This window comes from Rhodoblastus acidophilus (assembly GCF_009720655.1).
In the GTDB taxonomy this organism is placed as follows: Bacteria; Pseudomonadota; Alphaproteobacteria; order Rhizobiales; family Beijerinckiaceae; genus Rhodoblastus; species Rhodoblastus acidophilus_A.
Map to the genome: position 1 here is coordinate 88,475 of NZ_WNKS01000005.1, position 18,743 is coordinate 107,217.

19 protein-coding genes are annotated in these 18,743 nt (G+C 64.9%); 11 read left to right on the plus strand and 8 right to left on the minus strand.

Going from position 1 to position 18,743, the window contains the following annotated elements; translation table 11 throughout:
* The first annotated feature begins 41 nt into the window (after positions 1–41).
* The 5 genes from fabZ to GJ654_RS08010 all read left to right on the plus strand — a co-directional run bounded on the left by fabZ (position 42) and on the right by GJ654_RS08010 (position 5,159).
* On the plus strand, positions 42–509 hold the full coding sequence (gene fabZ, locus GJ654_RS07990; RefSeq protein ID WP_155445626.1) for a 3-hydroxyacyl-ACP dehydratase FabZ: 468 nt from the start codon (positions 42–44) through the stop codon (positions 507–509).
* Between the two features lies 1 nt (position 510).
* Positions 511–1,311 (plus strand): acyl-ACP--UDP-N-acetylglucosamine O-acyltransferase, encoded by an 801-nt coding sequence (gene lpxA, locus GJ654_RS07995; protein ID WP_155445627.1) that lies wholly within the window; start codon positions 511–513, stop codon positions 1,309–1,311.
* A 250-nt stretch (positions 1,312–1,561) separates the two neighbouring features.
* Complete coding sequence (locus GJ654_RS08000; protein ID WP_155445628.1) at positions 1,562–2,401, plus strand: LpxI family protein; 840 nt, start codon at positions 1,562–1,564, stop codon at positions 2,399–2,401.
* Entirely contained in the window at positions 2,398–3,531 is a 1,134-nt protein-coding gene (gene lpxB / locus GJ654_RS08005; RefSeq protein ID WP_155445629.1) for a lipid-A-disaccharide synthase, read from the plus strand. Before GJ654_RS08000 ends, lpxB begins: the two co-directional genes overlap by 4 nt.
* A 194-nt stretch (positions 3,532–3,725) precedes the next feature.
* On the plus strand, positions 3,726–5,159 hold the full coding sequence (locus tag GJ654_RS08010) for a DUF3488 domain-containing protein (protein WP_155445630.1): 1,434 nt from the start codon (positions 3,726–3,728) through the stop codon (positions 5,157–5,159).
* 378 nt (positions 5,160–5,537) lie between these two features.
* On the opposite strand, the gene GJ654_RS08015 is transcribed toward GJ654_RS08010, so the two are convergent.
* Positions 5,538–7,544: an acetyl-CoA carboxylase biotin carboxylase subunit gene (locus GJ654_RS08015; protein WP_155445631.1), complete on the minus strand. Its 2,007-nt coding sequence runs from the start codon at positions 7,542–7,544 to the stop codon at positions 5,538–5,540.
* A gap of 220 nt (positions 7,545–7,764) precedes the next feature.
* Here GJ654_RS08015 and aqpZ point away from each other — a divergent pair, with 220 nt between their 5' ends.
* Positions 7,765–8,481: an aquaporin Z gene (aqpZ, locus tag GJ654_RS08020; protein WP_155445632.1), complete on the plus strand. Its 717-nt coding sequence runs from the start codon at positions 7,765–7,767 to the stop codon at positions 8,479–8,481.
* 27 nt (positions 8,482–8,508) lie between these two features.
* Here the strand turns inward: aqpZ and GJ654_RS08025 are convergent, their stop codons facing one another.
* From GJ654_RS08025 to GJ654_RS08050, 6 genes are all read right to left on the minus strand, one after another.
* Positions 8,509–8,976: a hypothetical protein gene (locus GJ654_RS08025; RefSeq protein ID WP_155445633.1), complete on the minus strand. Its 468-nt coding sequence runs from the start codon at positions 8,974–8,976 to the stop codon at positions 8,509–8,511.
* A gap of 127 nt (positions 8,977–9,103) precedes the next feature.
* The gene (locus GJ654_RS08030) at positions 9,104–9,445 is read right to left on the minus strand and encodes a hypothetical protein (protein WP_155445634.1); all 342 of its coding nucleotides are present in this window, start codon (positions 9,443–9,445) and stop codon (positions 9,104–9,106) included.
* Between the two features lie 113 nt (positions 9,446–9,558).
* On the minus strand, positions 9,559–10,044 hold the full coding sequence (locus GJ654_RS08035; RefSeq protein WP_196305472.1) for a flavin reductase family protein: 486 nt from the start codon (positions 10,042–10,044) through the stop codon (positions 9,559–9,561).
* Positions 10,045–10,220: 176 nt separating this feature from the next.
* On the minus strand, positions 10,221–11,717 hold the full coding sequence (locus GJ654_RS08040; RefSeq protein WP_264586144.1) for a L,D-transpeptidase family protein: 1,497 nt from the start codon (positions 11,715–11,717) through the stop codon (positions 10,221–10,223).
* A gap of 168 nt (positions 11,718–11,885) precedes the next feature.
* Positions 11,886–12,512 (minus strand): 7-carboxy-7-deazaguanine synthase, encoded by a 627-nt coding sequence (queE, locus tag GJ654_RS08045; RefSeq protein ID WP_155445636.1) that lies wholly within the window; start codon positions 12,510–12,512, stop codon positions 11,886–11,888.
* Positions 12,512–13,144, minus strand: coding sequence for a nitroreductase family protein (locus tag GJ654_RS08050; RefSeq protein ID WP_155445637.1), 633 nt, complete (start codon positions 13,142–13,144; stop codon positions 12,512–12,514). Before GJ654_RS08050 ends, queE begins: the two co-directional genes overlap by 1 nt.
* 170 nt (positions 13,145–13,314) lie before the next feature.
* On the opposite strand from GJ654_RS08050, the gene GJ654_RS08055 reads away from it, so the two are divergent.
* The 3 genes from GJ654_RS08055 to GJ654_RS08065 all read left to right on the plus strand — a co-directional run bounded on the left by GJ654_RS08055 (position 13,315) and on the right by GJ654_RS08065 (position 15,572).
* The gene (locus GJ654_RS08055) at positions 13,315–14,208 is read left to right on the plus strand and encodes a PfkB family carbohydrate kinase (protein WP_155445638.1); all 894 of its coding nucleotides are present in this window, start codon (positions 13,315–13,317) and stop codon (positions 14,206–14,208) included.
* A gap of 79 nt (positions 14,209–14,287) precedes the next feature.
* Positions 14,288–15,214 carry a S1/P1 nuclease gene (locus GJ654_RS08060; protein ID WP_246664658.1) on the plus strand — a complete coding sequence of 309 codons (927 nt, stop codon included), beginning with the start codon at positions 14,288–14,290 and terminating at the stop codon, positions 15,212–15,214.
* 55 nt (positions 15,215–15,269) lie between these two features.
* Positions 15,270–15,572: a hypothetical protein gene (locus tag GJ654_RS08065; RefSeq protein ID WP_155445640.1), complete on the plus strand. Its 303-nt coding sequence runs from the start codon at positions 15,270–15,272 to the stop codon at positions 15,570–15,572.
* Positions 15,573–15,603: 31 nt separating this feature from the next.
* On the opposite strand, the gene GJ654_RS08070 is transcribed toward GJ654_RS08065, so the two are convergent.
* A complete protein-coding gene (locus GJ654_RS08070) occupies positions 15,604–16,713 on the minus strand; it encodes an anhydro-N-acetylmuramic acid kinase (RefSeq protein WP_155445641.1) in 1,110 nt (369 codons plus the stop codon).
* Between the two features lie 100 nt (positions 16,714–16,813).
* On the opposite strand from GJ654_RS08070, the gene GJ654_RS08075 reads away from it, so the two are divergent.
* On the plus strand, positions 16,814–17,518 hold the full coding sequence (locus GJ654_RS08075) for a glutathione S-transferase N-terminal domain-containing protein (protein WP_155445642.1): 705 nt from the start codon (positions 16,814–16,816) through the stop codon (positions 17,516–17,518).
* 348 nt (positions 17,519–17,866) lie between these two features.
* Positions 17,867–18,046 carry a hypothetical protein gene (locus tag GJ654_RS08080; protein ID WP_155445643.1) on the plus strand — a complete coding sequence of 60 codons (180 nt, stop codon included), beginning with the start codon at positions 17,867–17,869 and terminating at the stop codon, positions 18,044–18,046.
* Positions 18,047–18,743: the final 697 nt, after the last annotated feature.

The window sequence follows — 18,743 nt, forward strand, 5'->3', positions numbered from 1 at the left end:
GTCGCTAAAGCAAGCCTTTCTGAATGGCAACGGAACCGGAAATGACGACCGCTACGCTCGAAATCATCGATATTCAACGTCTGATGCAATTGCTGCCCCACCGTTATCCGTTCCTGCTGGTCGATCGCATCATCGAGGCGCGCGGCGACGAGTTCGGCATCGGCATCAAGAACGTCACGGCCAACGAGCCGCAGTTCACGGGGCATTTCCCGGAGAAACCGGTGTTTCCCGGCGTGTTGCTGATCGAGGCCATGGCGCAGACGGCGGGCGCGCTGTGCGTGCATGGCAAGCTCGGCGGCGAAAAGCCGCCGCTGGTCTATTTCATGACCATCGACAAGGCCAAGTTCCGCAAGCCGGTCACGCCTGGCGACCGTGTCGAACTGCACATGACCAAGATCAACCAGCGGCGCAACATCTGGTGGTACAAGGGCGAGGCCAAGGTGGACGGCGCCTTGGTCGCCGAAGCCGAGATTTCGGCCATGATCATCACCGAACCGACCAAGGCTTAAAATGGCGATACATCCGACCGCCGTCGTCGAGGACGGGGCCAAGCTCGGCGCCGATGTTGAAATCGGCCCGTTCTGCCACATCGGACCCCAGGTCGAACTGGGCGACGGCGCAAGGCTGAAGTCGCATGTCGTGCTGGCCGGACGCACGAAAGTCGGCGCCCGGACCCGCATTTTCCCCTTCGCCTCCATCGGCCACGAGCCGCAGGACCTGAAGTACCGTGGCGAGGAGTCGACGCTTCGCATCGGCGCGGACTGCCTGATCCGCGAAGGGGTGACCATGAACCCCGGCACGGCCGGCGGGCGCATGGAGACGGTGGTGGGCGACCGCTGCGCCTTCCTGGCGAACTCCCACATCGGCCACGATTGCATCGTCGGCGACGACTGCATTTTTTCCAACAACGCCATGATCGCCGGCCACGTCACCATCGGCGATTTCGTCATCTGCGGCGGCGGTTCGGCCATCGTCCAGTTCGCCCGGATCGGCTCCCACGCCTTTGTCTCGGGGATGACCGGCATTCCCGCCGATCTCATCCCCTATGGCCACGCGTTCGGCAATCGCGGCGCTCTCACCGGCCTGAACCTGATCGGCTTGAAACGCCGCAATTTTTCGCGCGAGCAAATCCATGAGTTGCGCCGCGCCTATCGCGCCCTGTTCGCGCCGGAAGGCACGCTGAAGGAGCGGGTGGAGGACGTGGCGGAAGAATTCGCCGGCAACCGCGAGGTCGAAGAAATTTTGGCGTTCATTCGCGAGGGCGGCGATAAGCAGATTTGCGTTCCGCAAACGCAGGCGGACAAGGAATGAGGCGCGGGGGGGGCGCTTCGATCAGGGCCTCGCTTCTCCCCTTGCGCGCAACTGTCCGAGGAAATTCACCGTTCCACACATGCGCGAGCAAACCGGAGGCGACGTCCATTCGTGTCGTCATGGCCGGGCTTGTCCCGGCCATCCACGCGGCGCCGCAATGCGAACCGCCAGAAAATCTTCTCCTGCGGATAGGCGTGGATGCCCGGGACAAGCCCGGGCATGACGCGCAGTGAGCGCGGGAGTTCTTGGGATGCCCGCCAAGGTCGCGCTGATCTGTGGGGGCGGCGCGTTTCCCGTGGTTGCCGCCAACGCCGCCCAAGCGCGCGGCGAGGCGGTTTTTTTGCTGGGATTGCGGGGCATCGCCGGCGCCGAAATCGAAGCCTTTCCTCATGCCTGGCTGGGCATAGGCCAACTCGGCCGCGCCTTCGAGGAAATCGGCGCGCGAGGGATCAAAACGGTCTGCTTTATCGGCGGGCTCAAGCGGCCCGAGTTCACCGAACTGCGCCTCGATTGGGGCGGGATCAAGCGCATCCCCGAAATCGTCAAGTTTTTGCACGGCGGCGACGACCACGCGCTCAAGGGGGTCATCAAACTGTTTGAAAACCAGGGCTTGCAGGTGATCGGCGTGGATGCGCTGGCCCCCGAACTGCTTGCGGGCCAGGGCGACATGGCGGGCAAGCTGCCGGAAACCCTCGCCGCCGACCTCGCTTTCGCCCGCCATTTCCTGACCGATCTTTCCGCTTACGATTGCGGGCAGGCGGCCGTCGTCGCCAATCGCCGCGTCATCGCCGTGGAGGCGGTGGAGGGCACCGATTCCATGCTGGCGCGCGTCGCCGAGTTGCGCGAAAAAGGCCGCTGGCGTCCCAAGGGTCGCGCCGGCCTGCTGGTGAAGGCCCCCAAGCGCGGCCAGGACTTGCGCGTCGACCTGCCGGCCATCGGCCCGGACACGCTTCGCGGCGCCGAGAAGGCGGGATTGCGCGGCATCGCGGTGGCGGCTGGCGGCGTGTTGATGCTCGACCGCGCCGCGCTGGCGGCGCAAGCGGAGCGGGCCGGGCTGTTCCTCCACGGATTTGTCGGCGAGGCCCCATGAAATTTTTTGTCATCACCGGCGAGCCCTCCGGCGATGCGCTCGGCGCCAAGCTCTTGAGCGCCCTGCGCGCCCGCGACCCCCAGGCCGAATTTTTGGGGGTCGGCGGCGAGGCCATGGCGCGCCAAGGTTTTGAAAGCCTGTTTCCGCTGTCCGACATTTCGGTGATGGGCATTCTGCCGGTGCTGGCGCGCCTGCCCACCTTGCTGCGCCGCATCAACGAAACCGCGCGCGCCGTGATCGCGGCGCAGCCCGACGTGCTCGTGCTGATCGACAGTCCGGATTTTACCCATCGCGTGGCGCGAAGGGCGCGCAAGGCGCTGCCGGACCTCAAGGTCGTGGATTACGTCAGCCCCACCGTCTGGGCGTGGCGCCCCGGCCGGGCGAAAACAATGCGGACATGCATCGACCTCGTGCTGGCCCTGCTGCCGTTCGAGCCCGACGCGCACAAGCGGCTGGGCGGTCCCGACTGCCTGTATGTCGGCCATCCCCTGATCGAGCGTCTGGCTGAGTTGCACGGCGACGAGGCCGGGCGGGAACACGGGCCGGTGTTGGTGCTGCCGGGGTCTCGCCGCTCGGTGCTGGCGCGCATGGGGCCGGTGTTTTCAGACGCGCTGGCGCGGCTGCACGCGCTGCGTCCCGGGCTGGAGTTCGTTTTGCCGGTCGCCGGCCCCATCGAGGCGCTGGTGCGCGCCGAAGTGGACCAATGGCCGGTCAAGCCGCGCATCCTTTCCGGCGAGGCGGAGAAATACGCCGCCTTCCGCACGGCGCGCGCGGCGCTGGCGGCGTCGGGCACGGTGACGCTCGAACTGGCGCTCTCCGGGACGCCCACGGTCGTCGCCTACAAGGTGCCGAAGCTGGAAGAGGTCATCGGGCGGCGGCTGATCCAGGTTCCGACCATCGTGCTGCCCAACCTGATCCTGGGCGAAAACGCCTTTCCGGAATTCTTGCAGGACGAGGCCAACGGCGAGACGCTGGCGCAAGCCGTCGCCGCCTTGCTCGACGACGGCCCGGAACGGCGTCGGCAGCTGGAGGCGCTGGCAAAAATTTCGGAAAAGATGCTGCTGCCGGGCGGCAAAACCCCGAGCGGCGCGGCGGCGGACGCCGTTTTGACGACGGCCGCGAGGGGCTGATACGATTTCCGAAGGATCAGTTCGGAAATCGTATTCCGCTCGCGCGGAAATCCGCCCTTCGCCTGAAGGATTTCCGCGCGATTTCGTTTTCGCGGATCGCGAAGCGATCTTGCGGAAACCGTATGACAGGCCCCGGCCGACTTGCGCGCCCCCAAATCGGCAAATCTTAATGCCTTTGCGGCATGCTCTGGGGCATGACCCTCTCCACCCCCCTCCCCGCCTCCAAATCCGAAAACCTTCCCGGCGCCGTCTACGCGCTGATCGCGCCGCTGATGGCGCTGGCGCTGGCCTTGGCCTCGCCGGCCGTGTTCAACGACGCCGACAGTTTTTGGCATCTCGCGGCGGGCCAATGGATTGTGTCGCATGGCGCCGTCCCGACGACGGACGTGTTCTCGTTTTCGGCGCCAGACGCGGTCTGGCACGCCCACGAATGGCTGACGGAAATCCTGTTCGCCGGCGCGTATAAACTGTTCGGCTGGAGCGGCCTTGCGGCGCTCTCGGGCCTCGCCATAGCCGGGGCGCTGACGCTCGTCGCCCGCCGGGCGCTGCGCGACGGGCTCACCGGCCTGCCGCTGCTGGCGGTGATGCTGCTGTCGCTGAGCCTGATCACGCCCAGCCTGCTGGTCCGCCCGCATCTGTTCGGCCTGTTGCTGCTGGCGTTCTGGGTCGATCGTCTCCTGGCCGCGCGCGATGCGAACAAGGCGCCGCCGCTCTGGCTGGCAGCGGTCATGCTGCTCTGGGTCAACATGCACGCCAGCTTTTTGCTGGGGCTGGCGCTGGTGGGGCCGTTCGCTCTCGAGGCCTTGATCGAGGCGCCAGCTGACAAGCGACTGAAGATTTTCCGCGACTGGACCGTGTTCGGCGCGCTCGCCGCTCTCCTGGCGCTGGTCAATCCGCAGGGGTTTCACGCCTTCGTCTATCCCGTCTACGTCATGAACATGAAGATGCTCGCCAGCATCATCGAATGGCGCCCGACCGACTTTTCCCATCTCGGCCCGATGGAGATCGCGCTGCTGGCGCTGATCGGCCTGCCCCTGCTCAAGCCCGTTCGCGTCAAACCGATGCGCGTGCTCATCTTGCTCGGGCTGGTTCACATGGCGCTGCACCAGGGCCGGCAGCAGATGGTGTTCGCCATCGTCGCGCCGCTGCTGCTCGCGGCTCCGCTGGCCAAGGTTTTCGTCTCCCGCGAGGACGCGACGCCGGCGCGTGATCGAAAGATTTGGGCTGGCGCGCTGGCGCTGGTCGCGCTGATGGTCGGGGCGCGGCTGAGCCTGCCGATCCAGCGCGTCGACGGCCCCACGGCGCCGCTCTCGGCCCTGGCGGCGGTCCCGCCGGAGCTGCGCGCAAAACCGGTCCTCAACGAACTGGGCTTTGGCGGGCTGTTGATCTCCTCGGGCGTCAAACCGTTCATCGACGGGCGCACCGACATGTATGGCGACCCCTTCTGGTTCCGCTACGAGCAGATGCTGGGGGGCGACGAAAAGGCGTTTGACGCGGGACTGACGCAATATCGTTTTGAATGGACGCTGCTGCCCCCCGCCGCGCCGCTCAACAAGGTTTTGGCCGCGCGGCCCGAGTGGAAGAAGGTGTATGGCGACGCCTACGCGGTCGTCTACGCCCGGGAATAGGACGAGAACGACGTTCTGGCGCTTTCGTCTGTCATTGCGTCGTCATTGCGAGCGAAGCGAAGCCATCCAGACCCTCCCGCGTGACGAGCGCCAGTCATACGGTTTCCGCAAGATCGCTTCGCGATCCGCGAAAACGAAATCGCGCGGAAATCCTCCAGGCGAAGGGCGGATTGCCGCGCGAGCGGAATACGATTTCCGAACTGATCGTTCGGAAATCGTATCACGCCAGCGTCATCACCTAGCGTTCTTCAGGTCGAAAGGCCTGGATGGCTTCGCTTCGCTCGCAATGACGCCATCAATTGAAATTCCTCGCGCCACGCAAAAGGGGCGCCCGTTTCCGGACGCCCCAAACCGCCAATCCCTTAGAGGACGATGCGCTCAGATGAATTCCATGATCACCGCGTCGACGGCGAGGGAATCGCCTTCCTTGCACTTCAGCGCCTTGACGGTGACATCGCGTTCCGCGCGCAAAACGTTTTCCATCTTCATGGCCTCGACCATGCAGAGGTTGTCGCCGACTTTCAGCTCCTGGCCGACCTCGACATAGATCGCCTTGACCAGGCCCGGCATCGGGCACAACAGGGTTTTGGAGGTGTCCGCGAGCTTTTTCTCCGGCATGAGATTGTAGATCTCAGCCTCGCGCCGCGTAAAAGTGCGGGCCTCGACGGTCACGCCGGCATGGGAGATGAGGAAGCCGTTGAGGATGTCGCGGATCTGGACCGAATGGCCCTCGCCGTCGATCAGGCCGTTCCACACGGGCTCGCCGGGGATCCAGGAGGATTCGAGGCGATGCGCCTGGCCGCCCTCGACAAAGCGCACCAGCAGCGCGCCCTCGCTCTCGTCGAGTTCGATCTGGTACTGGACCCGGCCCAGCGCCACCGTGCGCACGTCGTGGAACTTGACCGGCTTCTGCTGCTTCATCTGGTTGGAGATGCGGCGCTTGCGCTGGTTGTAGACATTGTCCACGTAAGCCGCGACCGCCGCCATGCGCAGCGCCACCGCGCCTTCCGCCACCAGCGGCGAAAAGCCTTCGGGATATTCCTCGGCGATGAAGCCGGTGGAAATATTGCCCGAACGCCAGCGCGGATGCTGCATCAGCGACGACAGGAACGGGATGTTGTGGCGGATGCCGTCGATAACGAAGGCGTCGAGCGCGCGGGCCTGGGCGTCGATGGCGACGAGGCGGTCGCCGGCATGGGTGACCAGCTTGGCGATCATCGGATCGTAATAGATCGAGATTTCGCCGCCCTCATAGACGCCGGTGTCGTTGCGCACCGTGATCGAGTCCCAGCGTCCCTCCGCCGGCGGGCGATATTTCACCAGACGGCCGGTGGACGGCAGGAAATTGCGCGTCGGGTCTTCGGCATAGATGCGCGATTCGATCGCCCAGCCGTTGAGCTTGACGTCCTCCTGCTTGATCGCGAGCGGCTCGCCGGCGGCGACGCGGATCATCTGTTCCACGAGGTCGATGCCGGTGATGAGTTCGGTGACCGGATGCTCGACTTGCAGGCGGGTGTTCATTTCAAGGAAATAGAACGACTTGTCCTGCCCGGCGACGAATTCCACGGTACCGGCGGAATCGTAGTTCACCGCCTTCGCCAGCGCCACGGCCTGCTCGCCCATCTTTTTGCGGGTGGCCTCGTCGAGCAGCGGCGACGGGGCCTCCTCGATCACCTTCTGGTTGCGGCGCTGGATCGAGCATTCGCGCTCGCCGAGATAGATGACATTGCCGTGCTTGTCGCCCAGCACCTGGATTTCGATGTGGCGCGGGTTGACAATGAATTTTTCGACGAACACGCGGTCGTCGCCGAACGAGCTCTTGGCTTCCGATTTCGCGCGGGCAAAACCTTCGGCGACCTCTTCCCTGCTATGCGCAATACGCATACCTTTGCCGCCACCGCCGGCCGAGGCCTTGAGAATGACGGGGTAGCCGATGCCGTCGGCGATCTTCACCGCCTCTTCCGGGGTCTCGATCACGCCGAGGAAGCCCGGAACGGTGTTCACTTTCGCGGCGTTGGCGAACTTTTTCGACTCGATCTTGTCGCCCATCGCCTCGATGGCGGTGACGTTCGGACCGATGAAGGTGATGCCATTGGCCTTCAGCGCTTCGGCGAAGGCGGCGCGTTCGGAGAGAAAGCCGTAGCCCGGATGGACGGCCTCGGCGCCGGTCTTCTTGCAGGCGTCGATGATTTTATCGATGATCAGATAGGATTCGGCGGCCGGCGGCGCGCCGATGTGCACGGCCTCGTCGGCCATTTCCACATGGAGGGCGTCCTTGTCCGCGTCGGAAAAAACGGCGACCGTTTTGATGCCCATCTTGCGGGCGGTCTTGATAACGCGGCAGGCGATTTCGCCACGGTTGGCGATCAGGATTTTCTTGAACATTTGTGCCCCGGTGCGGACGACGGGTTGCGTAAGGATTGGGCCTTTTAGGAGAACCGGGGCCGCGCGTCCAGCGCCTTGCCCAGCTTTGGGCGCATAGCAAATAGGGTTAGGCCCGGGCCGGGGGCCATGGACGGCCCGGCGAAGACCTGCAACGATGGGCATGGCGTTCCGTAAGCTTGGTCGCCCGCATTCGTTTCACGCCTCATATCTTGGAGGACATATGTTACGCAAACTCGCCGCCGAATTTTTCGGCACGTTCTGGCTTGTCTTCGGAGGATGCGGCAGCGCCATCCTCGCCGCCGGCTTTCCTCAGCTCGGCATCGGCTTCGCCGGCGTCGCCCTGGCTTTCGGCCTTACCGTGCTGACCATGGCCTATGCCGTTGGCGGCATTTCAGGCGGTCATTTCAATCCCGCGGTGTCGCTTGGCCTTGCGCTCGCCGGCCGCTTTCGCTGGCTGGAGTTGATCCCCTACTGGGTCGTGCAGGTGATCGGCGGCGTCGCCGCGGCCAGCGTCCTCTATGTCATCGCCTCGGGCGCCCCGGGTTTCGCCGCCGGCGGCTTCGCCTCCAACGGCTATGGCGAGCTGTCGCCCGGCCATTACGGGCTGGTCTCGTGTCTGGTCGCGGAAGTGGTGCTCACGGCGGGCTTTTTGATCGTCATCCTGGGATCGACGTCGAAAGCCGCGCCCGCCGGGTTCGCGCCGCTGGCCATCGGCCTGGCGCTGACGCTGATCCATCTGGTGTCGATCCCCGTGACCAACACCTCGGTCAATCCGGCGCGCTCGACCGCCGCGGCCCTGTTCGCCCAGACCGGCGCGCTGAGCCAGCTCTGGCTGTTCTGGCTGGCGCCTCTGGTCGGCGCCGCGCTCGGCGCCCTGATCTGGAGGTTCCTGCTTACGCCTGGCGAATCGCCCGGCCTGATCGGACAGGTGGAATGACGCGCGGCTTTCGGCCACGCCGATAACTCACGCGCAGGCGAGCGCGGCCCGCACCGGGTCCGCCTCGCCCTTTTCACGCACAGCCTCGACGAACCACGACGGAACGCTCTCGGCTTCCGCGAGCGCATGGGCGAGCAAGGCATAGACCGCGGGCGAGAGCTCGCGGTCGGCCTCGGCGATCAGCCAGCGCGCGGCGTCGTGATCGAGGATCTTGGCCGGCTGCGCGCGCCACACCAGATGATCCGTGAGAATTTCGACGAAAAACCGGGTCCAGACGCGCCCCGCCCGGCCTTTCTGCGCGCGCTCCAGCGCGAACAAGGCTTCGGCCTCGGGCCGGGTCAACACCTCATCCTCGTAGAGGGCGCGGCGCAACTGCCGCACCTTTTCCGGCGTCATGATTTCGGCGCTGGCGGCGAGAGAGGCGATCAGGCCGCGCCGGTCGCTCGCCGGCGCGAAGCCATAGAGCGTATGTTTGGGCATTTCGGCAGGCGCCATCGAACGCGAACTCCAAGGTCGCATGTAGTTAAGCGCTTGGTTCTTGCTCGACTTTGAAGAAATCTGGTGAATGATTGGAAAGGTTAACGGGGTCTGCCGGCGGCGAAGACCGCCCCGCTTCGCTGAGTCATAACGAATGGCAGAAGGCGGAAAAATGATCGCGCACACGGGTTTGCAGCGCTTCGTCCGCCCCGCTGCGCCGCAACGCGTCGAACACGGTCTCGACCGCCACCCGCTCCACGCAGCGCTCCCAAAAGAAATCCGCCGCCTCGCGCGCCGCCTTCAGGCCGGCCCTCGGCTTGGCCCAGGCGGACCGCGCCGCCTGTTCCGCCTGCGCCGCCTCGCTCAGGCTGGCGGCGAGCCGCGCGCGCTCCACAAGGGCTTCGGCGGTCGGCGGCGCGTCGAAGGCGAGAAGTCGCTCCGCCGTCCAGGCGTTCGCGCGCGGAAAAGGAATGACCTGAGCGTTCATCTGGGCGGCTCCGGCTTTGCTGCATCGCAAGACGACTGGCAAGTTTCACGCCAAAAGCTTGAAATCGCTGTTTACACCGCCCAGCCTGTCCCGACCTTGCGGGACCGCAAGCTTTACTGTCCCGCCTGCCCATAGGCGCGGCGATGGTAGATCAGGCTCGGCCCAAGGGCCGGGCGGGCTACCGCCAAGACTTCGCCGAAAAAGATGTGGTGGGTGCCGATATCCTTGACCTCGGTCAGCTTGCACTCAAAACAGGCGAGCGCGCTCATCAGCGCCGGCTGGCCGTGCAATCCCGGCTTCCACAGGCCGTGGGTGAATTTCCGCTCGAAATGCTCGTCGGTGCGTCCGGCGAAAATGTCGGAGAGGTCGCGATCCGCCGCCGCGAGGCTGTTGACCGAGAAATGGCCGTTCTCGATGAAGCGCGGCCCCGAGGGCGTGCCCCGGTTGACGCAGACCAGCAGGGTGGCGGGCGAATCGGTGATGGAGGCGAGCGCGGTGACCGTCAGGCCCGCCATGCCGGCCTTGCCGTCGGTGGCGAGCAGATGCACCGGCGAGGCGATCGCGCTCATGGCGTCGCGGTAGTCCTTGGGGTCGATCATGCGGTCTCCATGAGAGCGTTTTTTTTGCGCTGAGCAAGGCGGGGCCGCGTCAGCGAAGGACATTGACGCCCAGTCCTTTCAGGCGAACGCAGGTTCGCCCGAAAAGCTCCAGTCGTCACGCTCATGTAACATTGCCGGGGCTCGGCGGCAAAGGAGAAGGATCGTCTTGAAAAAGCTCAGCGTCCGGCGATTCGCGCGCAGGACGCGGCCGAAGCCGAGAATTCGTAGCGGTCGCCGCAAGCATAGGCGGTCGGCGGCACGCGCGAACTCTCGAACAGGTCGTAGCCTTCCTTCAGATTGCGCCAGAAGGCCGACCAGTCCTGCTTGGGACCGCCGCTGTCGAGGAAGGCCATGATCGACGAGCCGGAACCGGAGCCGCTTTCGCGCGCGATCGCAGCCTCCGTCATGCGGAACGGGAAGATATGCACCGGCACTTCGGTCTGTCCGTTGGCCAGCGCCAAGGCGACGAATCCATAGATCTCGTCGATTCCCGCATTGGTCATGGCGAAGCAGCCGACCGACTTGCAGTCGCCGTGCACCATGATGTTGGCGCCGGTATAGCCGTGGCGGCGGTCATAGGCGTTGGGATAGCCGACATCGAAGGAGAGGTGATAGGCGGAATGCGGATTGAGCTGCTTGGCCGACACCGCATAGAAACCTTCGGGAGACTGATAGTCGCCCTTCACCTGTTTCGGGCCGAGGCGGCCAGACGACTTGCAGACCGGATAGGTCTTGTAGAGCGCGAATCGGTCGCCCTTTTTCATCCACAGCTCCAGCGCGCCCTCGCGCTTGAAGATGCGGACATAGACCTGCGCGCCCTTCTTGAAGCCGCCGACCGGTTCGGGGACAGGAACGGCGTCGGGCGCGGGCGACAGCGTCGAATTTTCACCGCTGACGGACGCGGTCACGGCGGCGAGCGCATTGGCGATATTGGGGAACGAGGAGTCAGACGGCGCGGAGGCGACGGCTGGCGTTGAAACCGGCGCCGGCTTGGGCGCCACGGCCGTCTTCGCAGCGGCCTTCGGCGCGACCGTCTGCGGCGCTTCCGGAATCACTGCGGCCTGCGGCTGCGGCGTGGCGATCGGGGGCGAAGTCGGCAGCGCGATGGGCTCGAGCGAGGCGATCTGCATGGGCGCGGGCTGTTTCGCCAGCGCGGCGAGTCCGACGGGGCGGCGCGGCGGAACCGGCACGCCATCGACCGGAACCGGCCTTTCGTTTTGCAGCGAAGCGTCCGAAATCGGGCGGAGGTCCTGAATTCCAAGCGGCCTGTCTTCAATTCCAAGTGGCCTGTTTTCCGCCGAGGCCTGCGCATTGGCCGGCGGCTGCAGCGGGGGAACGTCGGGAACGGGAGCGGCGGCGCGCAGGTCGAGCGCGAGAGCGGCCTGATCGGGCTCGGCGAACAGCGAGCGGGTGTCTTCCGACAGGCTGGCGCGCATCATGTCATCGGCGGGGGCTTGCGGCTCGGGGAGCGTCGCGCCGGTCGCCGCGGCGGCCACATGGGCGCGGCCCAGATCGATCCGCTCGGGCGCCGGCGGCGCGACTTGCGCGGCGCGCTCACCCGCGGGCGCCTCCATATGAATGGCGGCTTCGTAAGAGAGCCAGGCTCCAAGGAACAGCGTCGCGACCGAAGCCGACGCGAGCGTCAAGAAGCGGGTCCATTTCCTCTGGGTCACGGCCAAGGCCTTTCGTGAGCGACTTACGCAGATAACCGAAAACGCCACAGAGCGGAAGCATCGGATCACAAAAATGTTAACGGCAAATAGACCATTTCGGCCTTGCGCCGGGCTTTTCAAGGCCGGCGTCCGCGCATTTTTTCGCCGCGCGTTGCGGACACGCCACAATCACGGAATGCCGATCAGCTTGTGGGTCTGCAAGCTGAGGCGCCAGCGCGGATGGGCGAGACAATAGGCGACGGCGCGGCGGATGTTTTGCAGCCGGTCCGGCCCGTCCATCGGCTGAAGAAAGAAATGTTCGAAGGCGAGGCTTTCATATAGGGCCGGTTCCGCGCCCTCCTGCGGAAACACCAGTTTCAGCTCCTGCCCCTTCGAAACCCGCAGCGGCGCGCCGGCCTTGGGGCTGACGCACAGCCAGTCGATCCCCGGCGGCGGGTCTATCGTCCCGTTGCTTTCGACGGCGATCTCGAAACCGCGCGCCTTCACCGCCGCGATCAAAACCTCGTCCAGTTGCAGCAACGGCTCGCCGCCGGTGAACACGACGAAGCGTTTCCCGGCTCCGCGCCAAAAACCGGCGATTCGCGCCGCCAGACCTTCCGCGTTGAACCGCCCGCCATTCTCGCCATCGATTCCGACAAAATCCGTGTCGCAGAAGCGGCAGACCGCCTCCTCCCGATCCGCCTCGCGCCCGGTCCACAGGTTGCAGCCGGCAAAGCGGCAGAACACGGACGCGCGCCCGGCCTGCCCGCCTTCGCCTTGCAGGGTCAGAAACATTTCCTTGACGGCGTAGACCATCAGACCTCGTCGGGAAACGCGCCCGAAAACGCCGTGAGCGCCAGGGGACGGCGCGCGTTGGGTTTCTCAAGCGCCTGCTTTTCCGGTGGAAGTTCAGCCGCATCGCCCCGCCGGCCCACGGCGATGACCACCTCCAGTTTGAGGTTTTCCGGCGCCTTCACGGCGGCGCGCGCCTTGCCGGCGTCGAAACCGGCCATGGCGTGGGTGGTCCAGCCCAGCATCGCCGCCTGGAGGGCGAGACTCGCCCAGGCCGCGCCCGTGTCGAACGAAGCCGACCCCAGCGTGACCGGTTTTTGGCCGGCCGGCGTGAACTCCGCCTTGCTGGCGACGAGAATCAGCGCGGAGGCCTTGCGCGCCCACACCCGGTTGCTGTCGGTGAGCGCGCCGAGCAGCGCGTCGAAGGCGGCTTCCCCGTTTCGGGCGTAGACGAAGCGCCAGGGTTGGGCGTTATAGGCCGAGGGCGCGAAGCGCGCGGCTTCCAGCAGGCAGAGCAGCGCCTTTTCCGGAATCGACTCGCCGGTCATGGCCCTTGCCGACCAGCGGCGCAGAAACAGCGCCGAAACCGGCGTTTCCGTTGCGCGGTCGCCGTCCCGAGACACCAATTGAACGATCGAGGGATCGATTTCGGTCATTTCGACTGTTCCTGCGGAAAACGTTTGGCCGCCGATTATGCCCTTTTCGACGGCGATCAAGCAAAAAACGAACATCTTGGCTTTAGGGGCTCCAAATCGCTTCGCTTTCGTCTATCGTCCGCGACAAGTCGCCGCGACCCGCGGCTTGGTCTCGCCCCCGGAGTCTAACCTTGAACGCGCTCTTCGTCGGCCACTCCTACATCGACATGACCATGTTGACCGATATCATGCCTTCGGGCGACGACAAGGAGGTGGCGAAGGACTTCGCCGTCTCATTCGGCGGCAACGCCGTCACCGCCGCCTTCGCCTGCGCCAAGCTCGGCATCCCCAGCGACCTGCTCACCACCATTTCCGACGACTGGCTCGGCCAGATGTTCATGATGATGGCGCAGCGCTACAATGTCTCGGTCTATCCGCGAAAGGTGGCGCGCTGCTCGCTGTCCTTCGTGCTGCCCAAGGCCGGCAAGCGCGCCATCCTGCGCGCCCGCGACAATCATTATCTGCGTCCCTTCATGAAGCTCGACGTGTCCTGCTACAGCGCCGTGCATCTCGACGGCCACCAGCACGACGCCGCGCTCTATTACGCCAAGGCGGCGCGCGAGGCCGGCGTGCTGGTGTCGCTCGACGGCGGCGGCGTGCGCGCCAACACCGAGGAGGTCCTGCACAGCACCGACGTCGCCGTGGTCGCCGAGGCCTTCTGCAAGGAAATCAAGCTCTCGGCCAAGGAAACGCTCTCCTATCTGCACGAACGCGGCGTCAAGGTCGCCGCCGTGACCGAGGGCGAACGCGGCATGATCTGGAGCGAGGAGGACCGCCACATCCAGCACCTCGCCGCGCTCCACGTCCCCGATTCCAAGGTCATCGACACCTCGGGCGCGGGCGACGTGTTCCACGGGGCGTATCTGGCGTCCTACCTGCGCTCGCCCTCCTCGCCCTGGGCCGTCCACTTCGACTACGCGCGCGCCGCCTCCGCTCACAAGGTCCAGCACCTCGGCAACGAGGCGGGCCTGCCCAGCGAGGACGACATTGTGATCGCGCGCCGGGAGTTCGGCGGAGCGCGATGAGTCCCAGACTCATGGAGTAGCCCTCATGCTGAGGAGCCGCCGCAGGCGGCGTCTCGAAGCGCGAGGGCGGTCCGCGTGTTTGCCTGCGGTCGGGAGGCGGCTTGCCGCCGCCTTCCTGCTTTTCCTCGCCCAACCGGCGCACGCCTGGTTTGACGCGGGCCACCAGGCGATCGCGGCGGCGGCGTTTTTTCAGCTCGACCCGGAAGCGCGGGACAAGGTCGCGCGCCTCCTCGCCCTCCACCCCGACTATCCCTCCTGGACGGCGGGCGTGGCCGAGGGCGAACGCGCAAAGATCGCCTTCATCCGCGCCTCCACCTGGGCCGACGACATCAAGCGCCGCCCGGACTTTTGGAAGAACTCGCTTTCGGACGATGGCGCGCATGCGACCGACAACATCGGCTATGGCGACCGGCGCTCGCACCCCTACTGGCATTACATGGACCTGTCGTTCTCGCGGGACGATTCGCCGACAACCGCCGCGCCCGAGCCGAATGCGCTGACGCAGATTCGCGTCTTTTCGAAAACCCTGGGCTCGGATGCGTCCGACGAGGTCAAATCCTACGATCTCGTCTGGCTGGAGCATCTGGTCGCCGACGTCCACCAGCCGCTTCACGCGACCTCCCGGTTTTCGAAGCGCCTGCCGAAGGGGGATAGCGGCGGCAACCTGGAGCTGATCTGCCTGTCCTTCATCTGCGGCCTGAAACTGCACGCGTTCTGGGACAGTCTTTTGGGCCAATCCAGCGAACCCGCCGACGCGCTTGAGCTGGCGGGGCAATTGCCGGGGCCGGACCCGGATCGCGCCGGGGAACTGGAGCCGCGCGTCTGGTTCGAGGAAAGCGCGGCTTTGGCGCAGGCTGTGGTCTATACCAAGGCGATCGGCGACGGCGAGGGGCCGTTCGAGCTGGATCAGGCCTATCAGGCGGAAGCGCGGGAGATCGCTCGGGTTCAGGCGGCGGTGGCGGCGGCGCGGCTTGCGGGCGTGATCAATGAGGCGCTGGCGAAGTAGCGCGAGCCCTTGATTCAGCCGGCCGCGGCGCCATTATGGCGCTTTGGAGGTCGTCATGATCAAACTCTTTTCCGCCGCCGGCTTGGCCTTGATCTTCTGCGTCGGCGTCGCCCAGGCGGACACCTGCGCGCAGAAAATCGCTCAGCTGGAAAAACGCATCAAGCGGTCGCCGGAGCCGGGCGGCGCGCCCCTGCCCGAAACCACCTTCGCCACCATGCACCGTCAGCCGACGCAGGAAAGCGTGGAGAAAGCGATGCGCCAGAGCGACGCCGACGCGCTCGACGACGCCCGCCTGCTCAACGCCGAGGGCAAGGAAAAGGAGTGTCTGGCGAAGATCAAACCGCTGGAGCAAAACTGAGTCGTCGCGCGCCGCGCCCGGATGCCGCGCCCTACCCCGCCCATGCCAGCTTGCCGCCCGTCGCCGGCTCGCGCACGCCCGTCGTGCCCGGGAAGGTGAGCGGCAGGCCCTTGGCCGAGCGCACCGCCAGATAGGCGAAAGCCTGCGCCTCGATCGCCTGCGAATCCCAGCCAAAATCCTCCGCCCGCCGCACCGGACAGGAGGCGCGCTCGCCGAGATCGTCCACGAGCGCCGGATTGTGCGCGCCGCCGCCGCACAGCACGATCATCTCCGGCTGTCGCGGGACGAAGGAGAGGGCGGACAGAATCCCCTCCGTGGTGAAGGCGACCAGCGTCGCCGCCGCGTCCTCCAGCGACAGCCGCGCCACGGGCGAGGGATCAAATGCGTTGCGGTCCAGCGATTTCGGCGGTTTTTTCATAAAGAACGGGTTGGCCAGCAAGGCCGTCAGCGCCCCTTCGTCGACCCGGCCCGCGCGCGCCGCCGCGCCGTCCTCGTCCATGGCCTTGCCGGTCCGCGCCAGCATCAGGTCGTCGAGCAGCGCATTGCCCGGCCCGACGTCGCACGCGAGCGGCGATTCGCCCGGCGCGCAAAAAGTCATGTTGGCGACGCCGCCGATGTTCACGAACAGCATGGGCGCGCCGACGCCTGAATTTTCGGCGAGCGCCGCGTGAAAAACCGGCACGAGCGGCGCCCCCTGCCCGCCCCGCTCCAGATCGGCGGCGCGCAGGTCATAGACCACGTCGATCCCCACCTGGCGCGCCAGCCCGGCGCCGTCGCCAAGTTGCACCGTCAGGGCTTGTTCCGGCCGGTGCAGCACGGTCTGGCCATGAAAACCGATCAGGTCGATCGCGGCGGGCGAAATTTTTTCCGCCGCCAGGAAGCTTTCCACGGCTTCCAGATGGCGGCGCGTGATCAGCGCCTCGGCTTCCGCCAGCGGACCGGGCCGCTCGTCGCGCCGGCTCAAGCTCTTCGCGGCCGCGATGGCCGCGCGCAAAATGGCGCGATCCTCCTGCGAAAAGGCGAAACTCGCGGTCGCGCCAAAAGTCAGCGCGGCGCGCCCGTCGGTTTCGACCAAAGCGAGGTCGATTCCATCCATGGACGTGCCCGACATGGCGCCGAGCGCCCGAAAGATTTTCGTCATGGTCTTCCCCCCACAGCGTTCGGCGCCTAACTTTAAGTCCGGTTCCGCCGAAACCAGATTGGTGCAAATTGTTGTCAAAAAACCCGGCGAAGGAAGCCCAATGATCGAACTTTTCTACTGGCCGACGCCCAATGGCCACAAGATCACGATTTTCCTCGAGGAAGCCGGACTGGACTACGAAATCAAGCCAGTGAACATCGGCGCGGGCGACCAGTTCAAGCCCGACTTCTTAAAGATCGCGCCGAACAACCGCATGCCCGCCATCATCGACCACGACCCGCTCGACCACCAGGGGCCGCTGCCCCTGTTCGAATCCGGCGCCATCCTCGAATATCTGGCGGAAAAAACCGGCGAATTCTTGCCGGCCGAGCGGCGGCGGAAGTTCGAGGTGCTGCAATGGGTCTATTGGCAGATGGGCGGCCTCGGCCCGATGGCCGGCCAGAACCACCATTTTTCCCAGTACGCGCCGGAGAAAATTCCCTATGCCATCGAGCGTTATGTGAAGGAGACGAACCGTCTCTACGGCGTGCTCGACCGGCAGCTGGCGACGACCGGGGCCTATATCGCCGGCGACTATTCCATCGCCGACATGGCCAGCTACCCCTGGATCGTCCCCTGGACGAAGCAGGGCCAAAATCTCGACGATTTCCCGCACCTTCGACGCTGGTTCGACACGATGCGCGCCCGCCCGGCCGTCCAGCGCGCCTATGAAATCGGTCCGCGCTACCGCCCCGAGGACGCCACGATGAGCGAGGAGGACAAGAAGATCCTGTTCGGCCAGACGGCGGCCCACACGGCGCGCTGACCAAGACTTTCCGATCGCTGGCAGGGGGCCGCATTGTCACCGACGTCCCGGCCCGCCTCGAACGGCTGAGATGGAACGGTTTTTATTGTTCCAGGCGGGACGACTGACCGCGACGACGCAAACCAAGGGCGGAATGACGGTGTTCGTTTCGCCTCGCCGGAAGCGCCGCCGCTGTCGGCGGAACAATGATCTGGCGTTCCTGCAAACAGCGCAAGCGCGCTGTTTGCTGCGACAATAAGAAACACGTGCAAGTTGCTCGGTTTTGATTTATATCATTGTTCTGGAGGCCAAGTGATTTCTACGCGAGACGCCCCAATGAGTGGACCTTTCCTTCGCCTTGCCATTCTGATGGCTATTTTCTTCGGCTGCCTGGGCGCGATCCAGGTGGCGATCTATCTGGCGATCGCCGTGATCAAGATCCCGGCGCTGGCCCTTGTCCCGGTCGCCGCCGTGCTGGCGTTCCTGGTGTTCGTCGGTCGCCGCAACGTGCTGGCCACCCATCGGCGCTTCCTGGACAGCGCGGAATAAAAGCCTTCCCCGACTGGAGAAGGCGGCCCGCGCGGTGCGGGCGAGCAGATGAGGCCAACCTAATCCCCGTCCGAGAGCCTCCCATCCGGTGCCGCCTTCTCCCCAAGAGAAAGGCGGCACTATTTTTAATATTGAACTTTCAGAGGCATCTTTCTGCATGCGCAAATAGGCTTGAAAGTGGAATTCAATGGCACTTTAATTCGCGCGGCCCGACTGTTTCACCAGAATCAATTTTGGGAGCATGACAATGACAATAGACGAGAACGGCAACCTCGTCGAATATAAGAATTGTGACAGTTGTACTCTATGCTGCAAAATTCTGAAAATAGACAGTCTCCAGAAACCTCCTTACGAATGGTGCAAACATTGCACTCCGGGCACGGGCTGCAACAATTACCAAGATCGCCCAGACGACTGCAAGAATTTCGCCTGTTTTTGGCTATATCGTCGTGAGCTTGACACCGAATGGAAGCCGGCGCGATCAAAGGTAGTTCTATACTGGCACCGCGACGGATTTCTTATTGCCGACTTTGATCCTGCGCATAAGCATCTGATTCGCCAACCGACCTACGAGCGGCTGTTCAAAAATCTGTGCGGAATGCTAGAGCCTGAATGCCGCTGCATAACCATTCATTGCGGCAAGGCAATGTACGTCTATGCATCTTCAAAGTTCTTTGAACTTGGAAACACGCGTTAT